The organism is Leeia sp. (assembly GCF_041909055.1).
Taxonomy (GTDB): domain Bacteria; phylum Pseudomonadota; class Gammaproteobacteria; order Burkholderiales; family Leeiaceae; genus Leeia; species Leeia aquatica.
This window is the reverse complement of the sequence record NZ_JAYREC010000007.1, coordinates 128,644-145,305: the sequence shown is the minus strand read 5'-3', so window position 1 is coordinate 145,305 and position 16,662 is coordinate 128,644. Positions and strand designations below refer to the sequence as shown.

The window sequence follows — 16,662 nt, the reverse complement described above, 5'->3', positions numbered from 1 at the left end:
GGCCTGCGTAGTACCCCGGAGCACAGCAGAACACAAGGCGGCCTCAGTCCTCTTCTGCCAGCGTCTCGATTGGCAAGGCCGTGGTGCGTTTGACCCCTTCCAGCGCGAAGCTGGATTTCACGTCCAGCACCCCGGCCTGTTTGAGCACCTTGTCCATCACAAAGCGGGAGAAGTGCTGCAGGTCGGTGACCATTACCCGCAGCAGATAGTCCATTTCGCCGGTCATGGCGTAGCACTCAGTCACTTCCGGCCAGTGGTGCACCACCTGCTTGAAAGCATCGGTCGCCTGCGGGTTGCGCTTGTCGAGCGACACGTTGACATAGGCCAGCAGCCCTACTCCCAGCTTTTCCGGGTTGACCAGCGCCACATAGCGGTCAATCACCCCTTCTTCCTCCAGCCGCTGCAGCCGTCGCAGACAGGGTGAGGGGGAAAGTGACACCCGGCGCGCAAGCTCGATATTGGAAATCCGCCCCTCCTGCTGCAATACCATGAGGATGCGACGGTCGGTTTTATCGAGTCTGACAGTCTTTGACATTTCATTGCTTCATTAGGAACAAGGCTTCCATTTTGTTGCTTACATTGATCAGATGCAAACAATATTTGGCATCTAATTTTGAAGGCAGGGGCGTAACATACTCTCCACTGCGATGACATGACATCGCCTTGACCCAGATCAATGAGGAGCACACCATGTCGGTTCAATTCGTGTCCCAGCACAACACCCCGCCCGCGCTGTGGGACAACCCGATGGGTACAGACGGTTTCGAGTTCGTGGAATACACCGCACCGGACCCCGAACAGCTGAAAACCCTGTTCCGCCAGCTGGGCTTCAAGGCGGTGGCCAAACACCGTACCAAGGATGTGACCCTGTTCCGTCAGGGCGAGGTGAACTTCATCGTCAACGCCGAGCCGGACAGCTTTGCACAGAGCTTTGCCCGTGTGCACGGCCCTTCGGCCTGTGCCATGGCGTTCCGCGTCAAGGATGCCAAAGCCGCTTACGACCGCGCCATCAGCCTGGGGGCTGAGCCTTTCGTGCAGCAATATGGCCCGATGGAACTGAACATCCCCGCCATCAAGGGGATCGGCGGCTGCCCGGTCTATCTGGTGGACCGCTACGGCAAGCAATCCATCTATGACGTGGACTTTGTACCGCTGGAAGACGACGGTAGTGCAGAATGGGTGGGCGCAGGCCTGACCTATATCGACCATCTGACCCACAACGTACACCGTGGTCGCATGTCGGTGTGGTCCGGCTTCTATGAGAAGCTGTTCAACTTCCGCGAGATTCGCTACTTCGACATCGAAGGCAAGCTGACCGGCCTGAAGTCGCAAGCCATGACCAGCGCCTGCGGCAAGATTCGCATTCCGATCAACGAGTCCTCCGACGACAAGAGCCAGATCGAAGAATACCTGCGTGCCTATAATGGGGAAGGCATCCAGCACATTGCGCTGGGTACCAACGACATTGCCGCCACCATTGAAGCCATGAAGGCCAATGGCATCAAATTCCTCGATACGCCGGATTCCTACTACGAGGCGGTGGATACCCGCGTGGCAGGTCATCAGGAAGACGTATCGGTACTGCACAAGCACAAGATCCTGATCGACGGTGCGCCGAGCGAAGGCCAGGGTTACCTGCTGCAGATCTTCACCGAAACGGTGATTGGCCCGATCTTCTTCGAGCTGATCCAGCGCAAGGGCAACGAAGGCTTTGGCGAAGGCAACTTCAAGGCACTGTTCGACTCGATCGAGCTCGACCAGATTCGCCGTGGCGTGCTGGAAGACCCGGCCGCCGCCTGAGCTCAATTCAGTGCCGGGCACCCCAGCCCGGCTTGACAGACTGACCTGGAGACCATGATGCGTCGCTGGTTGAGTTACCCCCGCGCCGAAGGTACCTATTCCCGGCAAGCCCATTGCGACCTGCCAAGCGGCACCTATGAGCGCGAAATGGGCAAGGAAGGCTTTTTTGGCCCGACAGCCCACTTCCACCATGCCAACCCTCCGACTGGCTGGGTCAAGTTCGAAGGCCCGCTGCAACCGCACGCCTTTGATACGGTAGAGTTGCCGCCCTCCGGCAGCAGCCCGTGGGATGCCCACGGCCTGTTTGGCAATGGCGACACCCACATTCGCTACTGGCAAGTAGATGCACCGATGGACCATCTGGTGCGCAACGCCGATGGCGACGAGCTGCTGTTCATCCACGAAGGCGAAGGCGCGCTGTTCTGCGACTGGGGCCACCTGCCCTACCGCGATGGTGACTACCTGCTGCTGCCACGGGGTGCCATGTGGCGCCTGGCGCCCAGCTCCCCCACCCAGCTGCTGCTGATCGAAGCGGTGAATGGCGCCTACCAGGTACCGGAAAAAGGCATCCTCGGCCCGCAAGCCATTTTCGACCCGATGGTGCTGGATACACCTAAGCTGGATGAGGCCTTTGAGGCACAGAAAACCACCAGCTTCGATGGCAATGGTGAATGGCGCGTGGTACTGAAGCGCCGTGGTGAGCTCTCCGTCATCACCTACCCGTTCAACCCGCTGGATACCGTGGGCTGGCACGGCGACCTGATGGCCTGCCGGCTCAACTGGCGCGACATCCGCCCGCTGATGAGCCATCGCTACCACCTGCCACCCAGCGCGCACAGCACCTTCATTGGCCGCAACTTTGTGGTCTGCACCTTTGTACCGCGCCCGATCGAATCCGACCCCGGTGCGCTGAAGGTGCCGTTCTATCACAACAACGACGACTACGACGAAATCCTGTTCTACCACCGGGGCAACTTCTTCAGCCGCGACAACATCCACCCCGGCATGCTGACGCTGCACCCCTACGGCTTCACCCACGGCCCGCACCCGAAAGCCTTTGCGCTCTCGCAAACCGCGCCAAAGAAGGAAACCGACGAAGTGGCAGTGATGATCGACACCCGCTTCCCGGTAGATATCCTTGACGGCGCCCGCCGGGTCGAAGTCAAGGAATACGTCCACTCCTGGAAACCCAAGGCCTGAGCACACCATGAAACTCGCCACCCTCAAACAAGGCGGCCGTGACGGCACGCTGGTCCTGGTCAGCCGCGACCTCAGCCGTGCGGTAGCCGTACCGCAGATCGCCACCACCCTGCAATCCGCGCTGGACCAGTGGGACAGCGTGGCCCCCCGGCTGCAGGAAATCTACCTGGCGCTCAATCGCGGCGAAGTTGCCAGCAGCATCGCCTTCGACCCCGCCGCCTGCCACTCGCCGCTGCCCCGCGCCTACCAGTGGGCCGATGGTTCAGCCTACGTCAACCACGTCGAGCTGGTACGCAAGGCACGCGGCGCCGAGATGCCGCCGGAATTCTGGACCGACCCGTTGATGTACCAGGGCGGCTCCGACAGCTTCCTCGGCCCGCGCGAACCCATCTGGGTACGCGATACCAGTTGGGGCGTGGACCTGGAAGGCGAAGTGGCGGTGATCACCGGCGACGTGCCGATGGGAGCCAATGCAGAAGCCGCCGCGCCCCACATCCGCCTGCTGATGCTGGTCAACGACGTGACCCTGCGCAACCTGATTCCGGCCGAGCTGGCCAAGGGCTTCGGCTTCTTCCAGAGCAAACCGGCCACCGCCTTCTCTCCAGTCGCCATCACGCCGGACGAGCTGGGCACCGCCTGGGATGGCAAAAAGGTACACCTGCCACTGCGCGCCAGCATCAACGGCACGCTGGTGGGCGCACCGGAATGCGGCGTGGACATGGTGTTCGACTTCCCGCAGCTGATCGCCCACGTGGCCAAGACCCGCGAACTGGAAGCGGGCTCCATCGTCGGCTCCGGCACCATCTCCAATGTAGACCGCAGCAAGGGCTATACCTGCATCGCGGAGAAGCGCATGCTGGAAACGCTGGCCGATGGCAAACCCAGCACCCCCTACCTGCAATATGGCGACACGGTACGCATTGAAATGCTGGACGGCCAAGGCCAGTCCCTCTTCGGCGCCATCGAACAGACCGTGCAAGCCTATCCTGGCTGACCCCGAATACCCTCCCCCCATTCAGCCACTCGGGCGCCGCAAGGCGCCCTTTTTTTAATTATTACTGAGCATGAATAGCTACCGTACTCCACGTCTTACCATCATCGCTTGATTTAATCAAGTACCCATGATAGGGCGTTGTAGCATAAAAACTATTATTCGCACTATTATAGAAAATTTCATTAGCAGTAAACTCTGGCTGTTGACTCTCCTTCCATGTCAAACCACCATCTTCAGTGTATTTCAACTTTCCACGAAACATTATTCCCTTTTCATAGCCGACACCATGCATCTTGTCCTTGAAGAAAGGAACATTCATTAAGTGAGAATATGATGACCCCTGCCACGTCCCTCCAATATCCATACTTTCATATTGATTAATAATAACCCATGGCATGCACTGACACCTCAAGCGTCCATCACCAGACACTGAAAATTGCAATGCCTTTCCCGGCAAAGGATATACTCGACTCTTTCGGCTGAGTATATCAAGAATTGCCATTTCCGCCCCGGGAACAGTGGTTACTAATTTATCTTCAATGATAAACGATACCGGATCAATCCACGCCAAACCGGTCCCATCCAAGTTATCAGGCTTCCCTAGGTAACTCGCCCAAAGCTCCCATTTACCGCTTGAAATAGGTTTGCCATATATCTCAACATTACCATTACGAAGTAACGTAACAATCAAATTTTCCTTCCATTTTTTCAAGTCCACCACAAAACCCAAAGGCAGATTTTCCAAAACAGAATGCCACGAAGCTCCAGCGTCATCTGTCTGCACAAGCTCCCCAAAGCCACCTGCCAGCCAGACACGGTCTGATACTGGTAGTATTGTGTCTAGCGGGGCTCCTGCCCCCACATCAATTACATTAACACGCCCATTGTTAATATTGACCTTGTAGACAACATCGGGCCCAACAGCCAAATAATTCGAATCATTAAGGTGTTTTAAGTTGCCAAGTAAAAAATCATCACGCTTAATCTTGGCAAGTGCTACCCCGCGCCCTTCCAAGGCAGGATCGGACCATGACAAAGCCTTACCATTAATAGCGCTAGTCAAACCCGGAACCAACTCTCTTAAATAACTCTCAGATTTGATACCTTTCGCAACCTGATGCGTAGCCAGCACCTTATCTGCCTCATCAGGCAAACCCACCACGATCATTCCAAGATCCGTTAATTTACCCGGCTCAATGGAAAAACGAAAACTCTTATCATCAATCAGTACATCATAGCCTTTACAAACCAGCATGTTGATACAGCCAAGCCTTGCTCCAATAGTTTCAACTTCATAGACCCCCTCCATAAGCGCTGCTGCATGAATAGGGGTAGGCTTGTTTGCCATGTTTATGGCTGGTATGAGGATGGCACTACCCTTGCCATCCTCTCCAGAAATTCGTCTAACCCATATCTCTGGTGAAGTATTTACACCATTATTAACCCTTGGACTTGACAAAGACAGCTTAACGACAACAGCCCCTTGATTTGGACTAGTTATCCTATTATTAGTCACGCAACCCACAAGCTGCAGACATGATATTATGAAAAATGCAACTCGAAATATCATCTTCCAATCTTTCTGACTATTAGTAAAAATCCGACATATGATAATTATGCCTGACCTTGATAAAATATTCTCTACCTGAACTTTAAACTACCTTGGCACCCTCGTCGCTTTCCCGTACAGTCACCGCCATGAAACCTTCCCTCCTGTTACTGGAAGACGAGGCCGCGATTGCGGATTCCTTGATCTATGCCTTGCAGACTGATGGCTTTGCCGTGCAGCACACCAGCCTGGTGCGGGATGCACTGGTGGCGCAGCGGCAGCAGGCGTTTGATCTGCTGATCCTCGACATTGGCCTGCCGGATGGCAATGGCTTTGAGCTGTGCAAGCAGATTCGCCAGCACTCCGATGTGCCCATCCTCTTCCTCAGCGCGCGCAATAGCGAGATCGACCGGGTGGTGGGGCTGGAGATTGGTGCTGATGACTATGTAACCAAGCCTTTCAGCCCGCGTGAGGTCTGCGCGCGGGTGAAGACCATCCTTAAGCGCACGCGGGTGCGCAGTGCGCCGCCTGCGCTGTTTGAGCATGATGCAGCGGCAGCGCGCATCCGCTACTGCGGCCAGTGGCTGCTGCTTACCCGCTTCGAGTATCAACTGCTGGCCACGCTGCTGGCGCGGCCGGAGCAGGTGTTCAGCCGGGCGCAGCTGATGGATCAGGTGTGGCAGGACCGTACCGAGACGCTGGAGCGGACGGTGGATGGCCATATCAAGACCTTGCGTGCCAAGCTGCGCGAGGTGGATGCCGAGCGTGACCCGATCCAGACCCATCGTGGTCTGGGTTACAGCCTGAGTCTGGCGGGCTGAAATGCGGGTCAGCCTGCGTATTTTGCTGAGCTATGTGCTGATCGTGGCAGTGGGCGCGTGGTTTGTGATGAATACCTTCCGCGATGAGGTAAAGCCAGGCATCAGCCAGTCGATGGAAGACGGGCTGAACGATACCGCGCACCTGCTGGCACATATGGCGGCGCCGGAGCTGCGCAAGCAAACATTGCATGACGGCGCCTTTGCCGCCGCGCTGCATGAGATGCGGCAATGGAAGCCGCAGGCGGTGATCTGGGGGGTACGCAAGCAGCAGATTGATTACCGGGTCTACATCACCGATACCCGTGGCATCGTGATTTTTGACTCCGACAGCAAGGATGTCGGCAAGGATTTCTCGCGCTGGAACGATGTCTACCTCACCCTGCGCGGCAAGTACGGCGCGCGCAGCACCCGCAGCAATCCAGACGATGAGAGCAGCAGCGTGATGCACGTTGCCGCCCCGATTCGCGATGCGCAAGGCCTGCTGGGGGTGCTGACCGTCGCCAAGCCCATCTCTACCGTGCAGCCTTTTGTCGACAAGAGCCAGCAGTCGGTGGTGCGTGGCGGGCTGTGGTTGCTACTGCTGTCACTCGCCATTGGCATCCTGTTCTCGCTGTGGATCACCGGCTCGCTCAACCAGCTGGTGCAATACGCCACCCTGGTCAGCCGCGGCGAGCGGGCTACGCCACCCGCGCTCGGCAGCAGCGAGCTGGCCTCACTGAGCCAGGCGCTGGCTACCATGCGCGAGAAGCTGGAAGGCAAGCAGTATGTGGAGCATTACGTCCACACCCTCACCCATGAAATGAAGAGCCCGCTCGCCGCCATCCGCGGCGCGGCGGAGCTGCTGCATGAAGATTTGCCACCGGCTGAGCGCCAGCGCTTTGCCCAGCATGTATCGGAGCAAACGCTACGGCTGCAGGATCTGATAGACAAGATGCTGGGGCAGGCCAGTGTGGAATCCCTGCAGCATTTGCAGCGGGTGGAGGCCATCGACCTGCCCGCCTTGCTGGCAGAGCTGGCCGAATCACGCAGCCCCCGCCTGCAGCAGCGGCAGCTCCAACTGGCGCTCCCCGATCCCCTCGCCCTCAAGCTTGAAGGGGACCGCTTCCTGCTCGGGCAGGCGCTGGGCAACCTGCTGGACAACGCCATCGACTTCAGCCCGCAGGGTGGCCGTATTGAACTGGGCTGGCAAGCACAGGGCCCGCAGCTGCAGCTCACCCTGCGCGACCACGGCAGCGGCATCCCGGATTACGCACTACCGCGCCTCTTCGAGCGCTTCTACTCCCTGCCGCGCCCGGATAGCGGCAAGAAAAGCACCGGCCTTGGCCTGCCCTTTGTACGCGAAGTGATCGACCTGCACCACGGCCAGATTGACCTGCACAACCACCCGCAGGGCGGGGTGGAAGTGGTGCTCAGCCTGCCCTTACGACAAGGTAACGCATAATAATGACCTCCGAAGCACAAGACTTTGACGACTGGTGGGAGCAGGAGCAGTTAAAGGAAGAAGCTGACCGACGCCGTAAAGCCGAGCCCAAGCCGGAACTCAGCCCGGAAGAATTCCTTGCCTGGCGTGGTGTACGGCGCGGAATCCAGCACCCGACCCGATTTGACCATCCACTGTGGCACTGGCTGGTCCGTACTCACTGGAATGCCTTTCAGGCGAATGAGCAGTACTTCGGCCCCTCGCCTTTCGATGCAGGCCCCATGTGGTGCTTTGACCGCTTTGGCCAGAGCGAAACCACCCTGCCCGATGGCCGGGTGGTTTATATCGGCGGCGAGCATGAAGACCATTACGACCCGGACTTCTACATCTACAACGATGTCACCATCATCGCGCCGGATGGTCAAATCGCCATCTATGGCTATCCGGAAGCAGATTTTCCACCCACCGATTTTCATAGCGCCACACGGGTGGGGGACGATATCTACATCATCGGCAGACTGGGCTACCCCGAAAGCCGTCAGGTTCACACCACCCCGGTGTACAAGCTGTCACTGACCACCCTGCGAATCGAGGCAGTCCCGACCCATGGCGAATCACCCGGCTGGCTCCACCAGCACGAAGCGACGCTCATGGCGGACGGCCATACCCTGCTCATCCGCGGCGGCGAGCTCTGGCTGGGCGACGAGCCTGCAATGCGGGAAAATGTGGAAGACTGGTCCTTCGATACCCGCTGCGGGTTGTGGCAGCGCCTGAGCCGGAAAGGCTGGCAGCACTGGGTCATGCACCGCGTGGATAAACAGCGCAACCGATTGTGGGACACCCGCCGGGAGGCGTGGGATCAGGCCAACCCCGGATTCTCGACGCCAAGATACTGGCAACACCCGGAGTCGCCCGATCTGGAAGCCTTGCAGAGCCTCTATATGTTGCCGGGTGTCGCCGACGAGGTGAGCGAGGGTAGCGATTACAATGTGTTTTACACCTGCATTGATGGCTTGAAGGTACGCTTTCGGGAGACCTCTTTCTGGGTGGAGGCCATCGTGGAGGGCCAGCTCAGCCCGGCCCGCCTCCACGCGCTCCAGCAACATACGCTGGCCTTGCTGGCGCGTATCGACCACGCAGATTACTGCATTGAGGGCATGCCCACTGACAACGGCCCCACGCCCTCCTGAGTAGCCAGCAGGCTCACGCCCGCCCCAGCCGCCACAGGCTGGTGACTTCGGCAGCACGGGCCTGGTGCAGCGGGTCGCTCGTGTCCCGCGCCTTGCCGTGGCGGGGGCGGGTGTCCAGTCGGCCCAGTACCTTGAGGCCGGCATCCGCAATCCAGCCTTGTAGCTGACCCGCTTGCCGCAGGCCGAGGTGCTCGGCGAGGTCTGACATGATCAACCAGCCTTCGCCCTGCGGGGTGAGATGGGCCGCCAGCTCGTTCAGGAAACCGCGCAGCATGCGGCTATCCGGGTCGTACACCGCGTACTCAATCGCCGAGCTGGGCTGTGTCGGTAGCCACGGCGGGTTGCAGACCACCAGCGGGGCTTGCCCGGGCGGGAACAGGTCAGCCTGCATGACAGTGACTTGTGCCGCCAGCCCCAGCCGCTGCAGGTTATCCGTAGCACAGGCCAGCGCGCGTGGGTCCTGATCGGTGGCGATGACCTGACGGATACCGCGCCGCGCCAGTACCGCTGCCAACACGCCACTGCCGGTGCCAATGTCGAACGCCTGCTCCACCCCGGCGGGCAATGGCGCTTGCGCCACCAGATCGACATACTCACCGCGTACCGGCGAGAATACGCCATAGTGCGGGTGAATGGCATCGCCCGCCAGCGCAGGCACCGACACCCCCTTCTTGCGCCATTCGTGGGCGCCAATCACCCCGAGCAGCTCGCGCAGCGACAGCACATAGGGGCCAGACTGTTCGCCATACGCTTCCAGGCAGGCTTGCTGCACATCCTGTGCGCGGCGCAAGGCTATGCGGTGGTCAGCTTCAATCTGGATCAGCAGCAGGGAGAGCAGCCCAGCACGACGTGCCAACTGTTGCCGCTGCCGCTGGAAGGCCTCGCCCGGCGTTTTGGCGGGAGGCGGCGGATTGCGCGGTGGCTTGTCCACCCGGCGGGACAGCGCTTGCAGCAGCTGGCGGGCATTGTGGTAATCCCCCTGCCACAGCAAGCCAACCCCGCTGGACACCAGCCGGAAGGCCTCGCTGGCCGATAGCTGGTCGTCGACACATTGCAGCTGACCCGGTGCCGGGGTGCCATTCTCGGATTGCCAGCGCGCCTGCTGCGGCTGGCCCTGGCGATCCAGCCAATTTACGGTTACTGCGGTCACACCCTGCTCCTGTTGCGGCTTGCCGTACAGTGTACCAGCCTGTGTGCCCTACCCTGCACACACAGCGCACATATTCAGCGCATCATGCCCACACAGACGCACCGCAGACTGGCGCCATCTTCCCCACGGAGCCTGTCTGTCATGTCACGAACCCTGTTCATTAAACTGATGTTGATCGGGAGCCTGTTCCTGCTCCTACTGTTACCACTGACCGCCGTAGAGCGGCTGGTCGAAGAGCGTGCGGCGCACCGCCATGAAGTACGCAGCAGCCTGATGCAAAGCGGCAACCTGCCGCAGACCGTCACCGGGCCGATACTGGTGGTGCCCTATGATGTACTCAACCCGTCCGATGGTACGGTAACCACGCGTCAGCATGTCATCCTGCCGCAGCAGCTGGCCGTCAAGGGCAAGCTGAAGAGCGATGTGCTGTATCGGAGCCTGTACCGGGTACGCCGCTTTGCGATGGATGGCGATTTGTCCGGCCAGTTCCGGCTGGAGCCCGCCGATCTGCCAGCAGAATCGAATACTTTGAGGCTGGGGGTGCCGTATCTGGTGGTGGGGGTCAGCGATTCGCGCGGCATCCATAATCAGCCCGAGCTGCAGTGGCAAGGTCAGGGCCGCGCCTTCATGCCGGGCTCACCGTTGCCGATGCTGAGCAATGGTATCCATGTTCCGCTGCCAGACCTGAACCTGAAAGCCGCCGCAGATTACCAGTTTGCCGTCAACCTGCAGCTGGGTGGCAGCGAATCCTTGCAGTTCACCCCACTTGGCCGGGATACCCGTGTCAGCCTGGAGAGTGACTGGCCGCACCCCTCGTTTGACGGCAATCTGTCGCCGACCACCCGCAATGTCACCCGCACCGGCTTTACCGCAGACTGGCAGACCTCCTGGTTCGCCACCAACCTGAACCAGCGCGTGCTGGAAGCCGTCTCGGGTAAAGAGCGTGCTGAGCTGCCGACCGACATGAACTTTGGCGTCACCCTGGTGGAGCCAGGCGATGTCTACCAGCAAGCGGTGCGTGCGGTGAAGTACGGCGTGCTGTTTGTGCTGCTGACCTTCGTCGCCTGCTTTTTGATGGAAACCCTCTACCAGGTACGCATCCACCCGATCCAGTACGCACTGGTCGGCACCGCGCTGGCGATGTTCTTCCTGCTGCTGCTGGCACTGGCCGAGCATATCGGCTTCCCGCAGGCCTACAGTACCGCCAGCGTGGCCTGCGTCGGGCTGATTACCTACTACAGCCGCTACATGCTGGGTAGCCGGGGCCGGGCTCTGGGCTTCTTCCTGATGCTCTCCATCCTGTACGGCGCGCTGTACGGCCTGCTGCAATCGGAGGAGTCCGCCCTGCTGCTGGGTACCTTGCTGCTGTTCGCTGTGCTCACCACCATCATGCTGCTGACCCGCCGTCTCGACTGGTATCAGGTCGGTGCGCCTACCCCGCAGCCTGCAGTCGCACCCACGGCAACCCAGGCCAGAACCCGAACCAGCATGCTGGACCCATCCAACCCGGACGAAGTCCGCTAACCGGAGACCGCCATGACCTACGCCCTCTACATTCTCGGTGTACCGCTGATGCTGATCCTGATCTGCCCCATGCTGGTGTGGCGAGGGCCCTTCCGGGTCTATGCGGTCACCATCAGCACCCTGCTGCTGCTCAGCTGGCTGGAATTCACGCTGCAGCACAGCATCACCCTGTTCCGCGTCAGTCCCCTGCTCAGCCAGCTGGGGCGGGAAGTGCTGGTCATCTACAGCATCGCCCATCTGGTCGGGCTGGCAGTGCGCTGGGTGTTGCGCAGTGATACCCCAGCCGAGCCACCACGCACCCTGCACCATCCATGAGCTGATGATTTGCGGCTGCCATCCGGCTCAGGTATAAACAAATGGGGCTGCCCGGCTGGGCTGCCCCGCATACAAGCCCTCTGCTCCCTGTGCGGCATGGGGTCAGTTGCCGGGGCAGGATACTGCCCCGGTCACCTGGTTTAGAAGCCGAAGTACTGATCCACTTTCTTTGGCAGCTTCACCAGCCACAGGCGGCTGCGGCTGTCAGAAGCGGCTTGGGCTTCGATCTTGTAGCGCTCTTCCAGCACCTTGCCGCTCAGGTCTTTCACCTGGCCGCTGCTGTCGGCTACCATCTTCTCCCAGTCTTTCTGCTTGCCGAGGCTGGCCTTCAAGCCAAAGTCGTTATCATTGGCCACCGCCAGCGTCTGGCGATCCGGCAGCAGGGTAATCCCCTCCAGCTTTTCTTCCATCCAGCCCAGATCGCGCATTTCCAGCAGCTTTTCCTTGCGCACCAGCTGGATACCCTGGCTCAGCAGGCCCTGACGACTATTGATGCTCTCCAGTGGTTTGCCATCCACCGTGCGCTGTTGCAGGTCGCTGGCACCATTCAGGTCGAGCAGGAACACGCTGTTGCGCATCACCCCATCCGCGCCCTTGCCCTGCTCTACCATCAGGAAACGGCCCTGCCCCAGTGCCAGCAGGTCGCCCATCTTGGCGTCGCGGGATTTTTTGTACACCGGCTCAATCGGGACTGCAAAATTACGGGTCTGCTTGCTGCGGGCGTCGTATTCTACGAGGCGGACAAAGGTTGCCTCTTCCGTCTTGCCCTCAATATCCAGCGTACTTTGCACCAAACCATAGACCTTGCCATGGTCGAACGCGACACCTTCAAAACCGCGATTGGGACGACGATAGCGCAGAATGTCCGGCAAGCCACTGCCCGGCGCCAGCCGTTGCAGCACGCGCCCGGTCTTGGCTTCGACCTGCAGCAGGAAGGGGCCATACTCATCGCACAGCCACAGGGTGCCGTCACCGGCATCCACGATGCCCTCCGGATCCACACCTTGCGCATCATAACTGAGGGCCTGCAGGCGATCGGTCAAGGGCATTTCCAGTGAACTGCCTATGCTGCCCGGTGGCAAGGGGCGGCCACTCAGGGCCTTGCCTTGCGCATCGCGCAGGGGCTGCATCTCCAGCAGGCGTGCGCCTTCCTCGCTGACCTCCACCACACCGAAAGCAGGGGTGAAGTCCGGCACCGGGAACACCTTGCTCGACATGCGCTGCGTACCTTCCTGCCACAGCGGTGCATCGCCATTCGGGCCACGGTCATTCAGCACCCAGAATTGCAGCTTGCCTGCCTTGGCCACTTTCAATGCCAGACCGGAACCCAGGCTTTGCGGGAAGCCGCCCGGAAAGGCCGCCTTGACTTCGGCCGACATGGCATCAGACTTCACGGCAAAGGTGGACGGTACCTGCACCTGCAGGCGGCGTACGGTCACCTCTTCAGCGGTCAGCGGTGCGGCAGACAGGGTCGAGGCATACGCCAAGGACAGCACCAGCAAGACACGATGCAGCTTCATGCGAGGAACTCCAGCAGAAAAAGCTGCAGCTTAGTGGCCCGATGTGACGCCTGCGTGACACACCGTTCAGGGGCGCTTGGACAAACCAAGCAAGGTCGCGCTCCAGCTCTTCGGGAAATGATCCGCCGTCTGGTTGAATTGATCGGCTTCGCTGCGGTAATGCTGCCAGGCCACTTGCTGCTCTTGCTGCATCTGCCGGGCCTGCCACATCCAGTCGCGGTAGTGTGGGTCAATCAACAAGTCAGGGGATTGCTGCAACACTTGCTGATCCAGCTGAAGCACCGTACCGTGCAGGGCCTGCTTCAGGGCCTGGTACTGCTGGAAGGCTACCGCATCGTCGAGCAAGCCTTTGGCCTTCTCGGTGCTTGGCAACCGTCCCAGATAGCTATTCAACTGCGCCAATGCAGGAGCCGAGCTGCCCTTGCCCTGACAGAATTGCAGCAGCTTGGGTAAAACGGCCAGCCAGCGCTGATCCTGCTCCACCACATCGCGCCAGGCACGCTCAGCGGCGGCATGTTGCGAGCGCAACTCACCAAAGCCGCACCCGGCCAAGCCCAGCGACAGCAACAAGGCCAGCGCAACACCCCGCATTGCCCGGATTCGCATTACAATCTCCCCCATCTCTCGCCTGCCGTATGAATCCTGCATTAAACCATATCATGCCTGACTTGCTCACCGAAGTTCGCCTCGACAAATGGGTGTGGGCGGCCCGTTTCTTCAAGACCCGTAGCCTCGCCAGTCAGGCTGTTGATGCCGGACACGTGCGCCTGAATGGCCAGCGCAGCAAACCCGCACGTAGCGTCAAAGTAGGCGACACCCTGCATATTCAGGTGGCGCATGGCCTGTTTGAAGTGGTGGTACAGGCCCTGGCCGAGCAGCGCGGCAGTGCGACGCTGGCACAATCGCTCTATCAGGAAACCCCTGAGAGCGTGAAGGCACGTGAAGCGGTCCAGCTGCAGCAAAGCCTGGCACCGCGTTATGAAGCCCAACACGAAGACAGTGGCCGCCCCAGCAAACGCGACCGCAGACAGATTGGAAAACTCCGTGGCTACTGATTCCCACATCCTGCGCATTGAATATTGCACCTTGTGCCGCTGGCTGCTGCGTGCCGCCTGGCTGGCGCAGGAAGTCCTGACCACCTTCGATACGGATGAACTGGCCGAAGTCGCGCTGGTGCCTTCCAGCGGTGGCATTTTCCGGCTAACGCTGGATGGCGAGGTGATCTGGGACCGCAAGCAGGAAGGCCGTTTTCCCGAGGCTAAAGAGATCAAGCAGCGCGTCCGTGACCGGGTAGCGCCGGAGCGCTCACTGGGGCATAGCGACCGCCAGACGGACGACCCGTCAAACCACTGACACTTGATACCGAGCCACCCCATAGGCCTTTGATGGGCATCAAAGCCCACGCAGCAGTTCACTGCTAGTCTCCGGGTATCCTGTTTACTCCGGACACAGCCACCATGTCTGCCCACCTTGATGTACAGAACCTCCAGTTTGACCGCACGCTGATCGAGCGGCTGGCCGGCAACGGTCCACGCTACACCTCTTACCCGACAGCAGACCGTTTCCATGCTGGTTTTACCGAGCAGGACTACCGCCAGGTGGCATCTTCCTGTTTTGTACCGGGCGTCAATCGGCCACTGTCACTGTACGTGCATATTCCGTTCTGCAACACCATTTGCTACTACTGTGGTTGCAACAAGATCATTACCAAAGATACCGGCAAGGCCGAAGTCTATCTGCAGTATCTGGAGAAGGAACTGGCCTTGCAGCGCCCCCTGTTTGCCGGCGCACGGGTCGAGCAGCTGCACTTCGGTGGCGGCACCCCCACCTTCCTGAGCGATGAGCAGTTGCGCTGGCTGGTGGAGCGCCTGCGCGCCGCCTTTCCGTTCGCACCGGATGATGAGGGTGAGTTTTCGATCGAGATCGACCCGCGCAAGGTGCAGCCGCAAACCATCCAGCTGCTGCGCGAACTGGGCTTCAACCGGATGAGCCTTGGGGTACAGGATTTTGACCCGGAGGTACAACAGGCGGTCAACCGCATCCAGAGTGAAGCGGAGACTTTGTCTGTCCTGAAAGCAGCGCGCGAGTGTGGCTTTCACTCCATCTCCATCGACCTGATTTATGGACTGCCGAAGCAAACCGTAGCCGGCTTTACCGCCACGCTGGACAAAGTCATCGCCGCCCGGCCCGACCGGCTCTCCATTTATAACTACGCCCACCTGCCCCACTTGTTCAAGCCGCAGCGGCGCATCAATGAGGCGGACCTACCCAGCGCCAGTGAAAAGCTGGACCTGCTCAGCTTGTGTATCGACAAGCTGCAGGCAGCCGGTTACTGCTATATCGGCATGGACCACTTTGCGCTGCCGGATGATGAGCTGGCCATTGCCCAGCGCGCAGGTACCCTGCACCGCAATTTCCAGGGTTACTCCACCCATGACGATATTGATCTGCTGGCACTGGGGGTATCCGGCATCGGCAAGATCGGCCACAGCTATAGCCAGAATGTGCGCACCACCGAGGAATACTATGCCTCGCTGGATGAAGGCCGCCTGCCCCAGTTTCGTGGCTTTGCCCTGCAGCAGGATGACGTGATCCGCCGCGACCTGATTCAGCAGTTGATGTGCGAATTTGCCCTCGACTTTAGCCAGATCCGGGCACAGTGGCAGATCGAGTTCCAGCACTACTTTGCCGATATCCTGCCCAAGCTGGCGCACTACCAGCAGGAAGGCTTGCTGCAGATGGGTGAGGATAGCCTGCGCATTCTGCCGCGTGGCCGCCTGCTGGTACGTAATATTGCCATGCTGTTTGACCACTACCTGGGTCAGGGTCAGGTGCTGCAGCGCTACTCCAAGACCATTTAGCCCGGCAAAGCCATCATTGTTACCATATAGGTAATAATGATGGCTTTCACCACTTCAACCACCTTTCAAAAAAAGTTACCAATAAGGTAATGCCTGTGATGTAATACAGGTATGCAAGCCATCCCTGATATTCGCCGCCAGAATCTGCGGCTCCTGATAGCGCACCGCTTTGGTGGTCGCCAGGTGGATTTCGCCCGCACGGTGGGCATCGCTCAATCTTCTTATGTGTCGCGCCTGCTGTCGACGGACGGCAGCGGCGGGCGCAATCTGGGCGAGGAACTGTCGCGCAAGATCGAAATCGCCTGCGAATTGCCCCCG

The 16,662-nt window shown here is 59.7% G+C and carries 16 protein-coding genes; 11 read left to right on the top strand and 5 right to left on the bottom strand.

Annotated features, from left to right (window positions below; translation table 11 throughout):
• Positions 1-43: 43 nt before the first annotated feature.
• Positions 44-535 (bottom strand): Lrp/AsnC family transcriptional regulator, encoded by a 492-nt coding sequence (locus ACE3O2_RS16775; RefSeq protein ID WP_374339471.1) that lies wholly within the window; start codon positions 533-535, stop codon positions 44-46.
• A 155-nt stretch (positions 536-690) separates the two neighbouring features.
• Between ACE3O2_RS16775 and hppD the strand changes: the two genes are divergently transcribed.
• The 3 genes from hppD to ACE3O2_RS16760 are packed head-to-tail and all read left to right on the top strand — an operon-like array spanning position 691 to position 3,994.
• The gene (gene hppD, locus ACE3O2_RS16770; RefSeq protein ID WP_374339469.1) at positions 691-1,800 is read left to right on the top strand and encodes a 4-hydroxyphenylpyruvate dioxygenase; all 1,110 of its coding nucleotides are present in this window, start codon (positions 691-693) and stop codon (positions 1,798-1,800) included.
• 57 nt (positions 1,801-1,857) lie between these two features.
• Positions 1,858-3,000 carry a homogentisate 1,2-dioxygenase gene (locus tag ACE3O2_RS16765; protein ID WP_374339467.1) on the top strand — a complete coding sequence of 381 codons (1,143 nt, stop codon included), beginning with the start codon at positions 1,858-1,860 and terminating at the stop codon, positions 2,998-3,000.
• Between the two features lie 7 nt (positions 3,001-3,007).
• On the top strand, positions 3,008-3,994 hold the full coding sequence (locus tag ACE3O2_RS16760) for a fumarylacetoacetate hydrolase family protein (RefSeq protein ID WP_374339465.1): 987 nt from the start codon (positions 3,008-3,010) through the stop codon (positions 3,992-3,994).
• Positions 3,995-4,055: 61 nt separating this feature from the next.
• Here the strand turns inward: ACE3O2_RS16760 and ACE3O2_RS16755 are convergent, their stop codons facing one another.
• On the bottom strand, positions 4,056-5,342 hold the full coding sequence (locus ACE3O2_RS16755) for a WD40/YVTN/BNR-like repeat-containing protein (RefSeq protein ID WP_374339463.1): 1,287 nt from the start codon (positions 5,340-5,342) through the stop codon (positions 4,056-4,058).
• Between the two features lie 350 nt (positions 5,343-5,692).
• Between ACE3O2_RS16755 and creB the strand changes: the two genes are divergently transcribed.
• The 3 genes from creB to ACE3O2_RS16740 are packed head-to-tail and all read left to right on the top strand — an operon-like array spanning position 5,693 to position 8,974.
• On the top strand, positions 5,693-6,364 hold the full coding sequence (gene creB, locus ACE3O2_RS16750; protein ID WP_374339460.1) for a two-component system response regulator CreB: 672 nt from the start codon (positions 5,693-5,695) through the stop codon (positions 6,362-6,364).
• Between the two features lies 1 nt (position 6,365).
• The gene (creC, locus tag ACE3O2_RS16745) at positions 6,366-7,805 is read left to right on the top strand and encodes a two-component system sensor histidine kinase CreC (RefSeq protein ID WP_374339458.1); all 1,440 of its coding nucleotides are present in this window, start codon (positions 6,366-6,368) and stop codon (positions 7,803-7,805) included.
• 2 nt (positions 7,806-7,807) lie between these two features.
• Positions 7,808-8,974: a hypothetical protein gene (locus ACE3O2_RS16740; RefSeq protein ID WP_374339456.1), complete on the top strand. Its 1,167-nt coding sequence runs from the start codon at positions 7,808-7,810 to the stop codon at positions 8,972-8,974.
• Between the two features lie 13 nt (positions 8,975-8,987).
• Here the strand turns inward: ACE3O2_RS16740 and ACE3O2_RS16735 are convergent, their stop codons facing one another.
• Positions 8,988-10,124 carry a methyltransferase gene (locus ACE3O2_RS16735; RefSeq protein WP_374339453.1) on the bottom strand — a complete coding sequence of 379 codons (1,137 nt, stop codon included), beginning with the start codon at positions 10,122-10,124 and terminating at the stop codon, positions 8,988-8,990.
• Between the two features lie 141 nt (positions 10,125-10,265).
• Between ACE3O2_RS16735 and creD the strand changes: the two genes are divergently transcribed.
• Both creD and ACE3O2_RS16725 read left to right on the top strand, forming a co-directional pair.
• Positions 10,266-11,648, top strand: a complete 1,383-nt coding sequence (gene creD, locus ACE3O2_RS16730) for a cell envelope integrity protein CreD (RefSeq protein WP_374339451.1) — start codon at positions 10,266-10,268, stop codon at positions 11,646-11,648.
• Positions 11,649-11,660: 12 nt separating this feature from the next.
• Positions 11,661-11,963, top strand: a complete 303-nt coding sequence (locus ACE3O2_RS16725; protein WP_374339448.1) for a hypothetical protein — start codon at positions 11,661-11,663, stop codon at positions 11,961-11,963.
• 140 nt (positions 11,964-12,103) lie between these two features.
• On the opposite strand, the gene ACE3O2_RS16720 is transcribed toward ACE3O2_RS16725, so the two are convergent.
• Complete coding sequence (locus ACE3O2_RS16720; protein WP_374339446.1) at positions 12,104-13,483, bottom strand: esterase-like activity of phytase family protein; 1,380 nt, start codon at positions 13,481-13,483, stop codon at positions 12,104-12,106.
• Between the two features lie 66 nt (positions 13,484-13,549).
• On the bottom strand, positions 13,550-14,089 hold the full coding sequence (locus ACE3O2_RS16715) for a LemA family protein (protein WP_374339444.1): 540 nt from the start codon (positions 14,087-14,089) through the stop codon (positions 13,550-13,552).
• A gap of 53 nt (positions 14,090-14,142) precedes the next feature.
• On the opposite strand from ACE3O2_RS16715, the gene ACE3O2_RS16710 reads away from it, so the two are divergent.
• The 3 genes from ACE3O2_RS16710 to hemN all read left to right on the top strand — a co-directional run bounded on the left by ACE3O2_RS16710 (position 14,143) and on the right by hemN (position 16,344).
• Positions 14,143-14,538: an RNA-binding S4 domain-containing protein gene (locus tag ACE3O2_RS16710; protein WP_374339442.1), complete on the top strand. Its 396-nt coding sequence runs from the start codon at positions 14,143-14,145 to the stop codon at positions 14,536-14,538.
• Positions 14,528-14,836: a SelT/SelW/SelH family protein gene (locus ACE3O2_RS16705; protein ID WP_374339440.1), complete on the top strand. Its 309-nt coding sequence runs from the start codon at positions 14,528-14,530 to the stop codon at positions 14,834-14,836. The genes ACE3O2_RS16710 and ACE3O2_RS16705 overlap by 11 nt, the downstream gene beginning before the upstream one ends.
• A 104-nt stretch (positions 14,837-14,940) precedes the next feature.
• Positions 14,941-16,344: an oxygen-independent coproporphyrinogen III oxidase gene (hemN, locus tag ACE3O2_RS16700; RefSeq protein ID WP_374339438.1), complete on the top strand. Its 1,404-nt coding sequence runs from the start codon at positions 14,941-14,943 to the stop codon at positions 16,342-16,344.
• Positions 16,345-16,662: the final 318 nt, after the last annotated feature.

Coding starts and splice junctions, on each gene's coding strand:
- ACE3O2_RS16740 (WP_374339456.1), top strand. CDS start 7,808: ATGACCTCCGAAGCACAAGACTTTGACGACTGGTGGGAGCAGGAGCAG.
- ACE3O2_RS16765 (WP_374339467.1), top strand. CDS start 1,858: ATGCGTCGCTGGTTGAGTTACCCCCGCGCCGAAGGTACCTATTCCCGG.
- hemN (WP_374339438.1), top strand. CDS start 14,941: ATGTCTGCCCACCTTGATGTACAGAACCTCCAGTTTGACCGCACGCTG.
- ACE3O2_RS16760 (WP_374339465.1), top strand. CDS start 3,008: ATGAAACTCGCCACCCTCAAACAAGGCGGCCGTGACGGCACGCTGGTC.
- creD (WP_374339451.1), top strand. CDS start 10,266: ATGTCACGAACCCTGTTCATTAAACTGATGTTGATCGGGAGCCTGTTC.
- creC (WP_374339458.1), top strand. CDS start 6,366: ATGCGGGTCAGCCTGCGTATTTTGCTGAGCTATGTGCTGATCGTGGCA.
- ACE3O2_RS16725 (WP_374339448.1), top strand. CDS start 11,661: ATGACCTACGCCCTCTACATTCTCGGTGTACCGCTGATGCTGATCCTG.
- ACE3O2_RS16710 (WP_374339442.1), top strand. CDS start 14,143: ATGCCTGACTTGCTCACCGAAGTTCGCCTCGACAAATGGGTGTGGGCG.
- ACE3O2_RS16715 (WP_374339444.1), bottom strand. CDS start 14,089: ATGCGAATCCGGGCAATGCGGGGTGTTGCGCTGGCCTTGTTGCTGTCG.
- hppD (WP_374339469.1), top strand. CDS start 691: ATGTCGGTTCAATTCGTGTCCCAGCACAACACCCCGCCCGCGCTGTGG.
- creB (WP_374339460.1), top strand. CDS start 5,693: ATGAAACCTTCCCTCCTGTTACTGGAAGACGAGGCCGCGATTGCGGAT.
- ACE3O2_RS16775 (WP_374339471.1), bottom strand. CDS start 535: ATGTCAAAGACTGTCAGACTCGATAAAACCGACCGTCGCATCCTCATG.
- ACE3O2_RS16755 (WP_374339463.1), bottom strand. CDS start 5,342: ATGGCAAACAAGCCTACCCCTATTCATGCAGCAGCGCTTATGGAGGGG.
- ACE3O2_RS16720 (WP_374339446.1), bottom strand. CDS start 13,483: ATGAAGCTGCATCGTGTCTTGCTGGTGCTGTCCTTGGCGTATGCCTCG.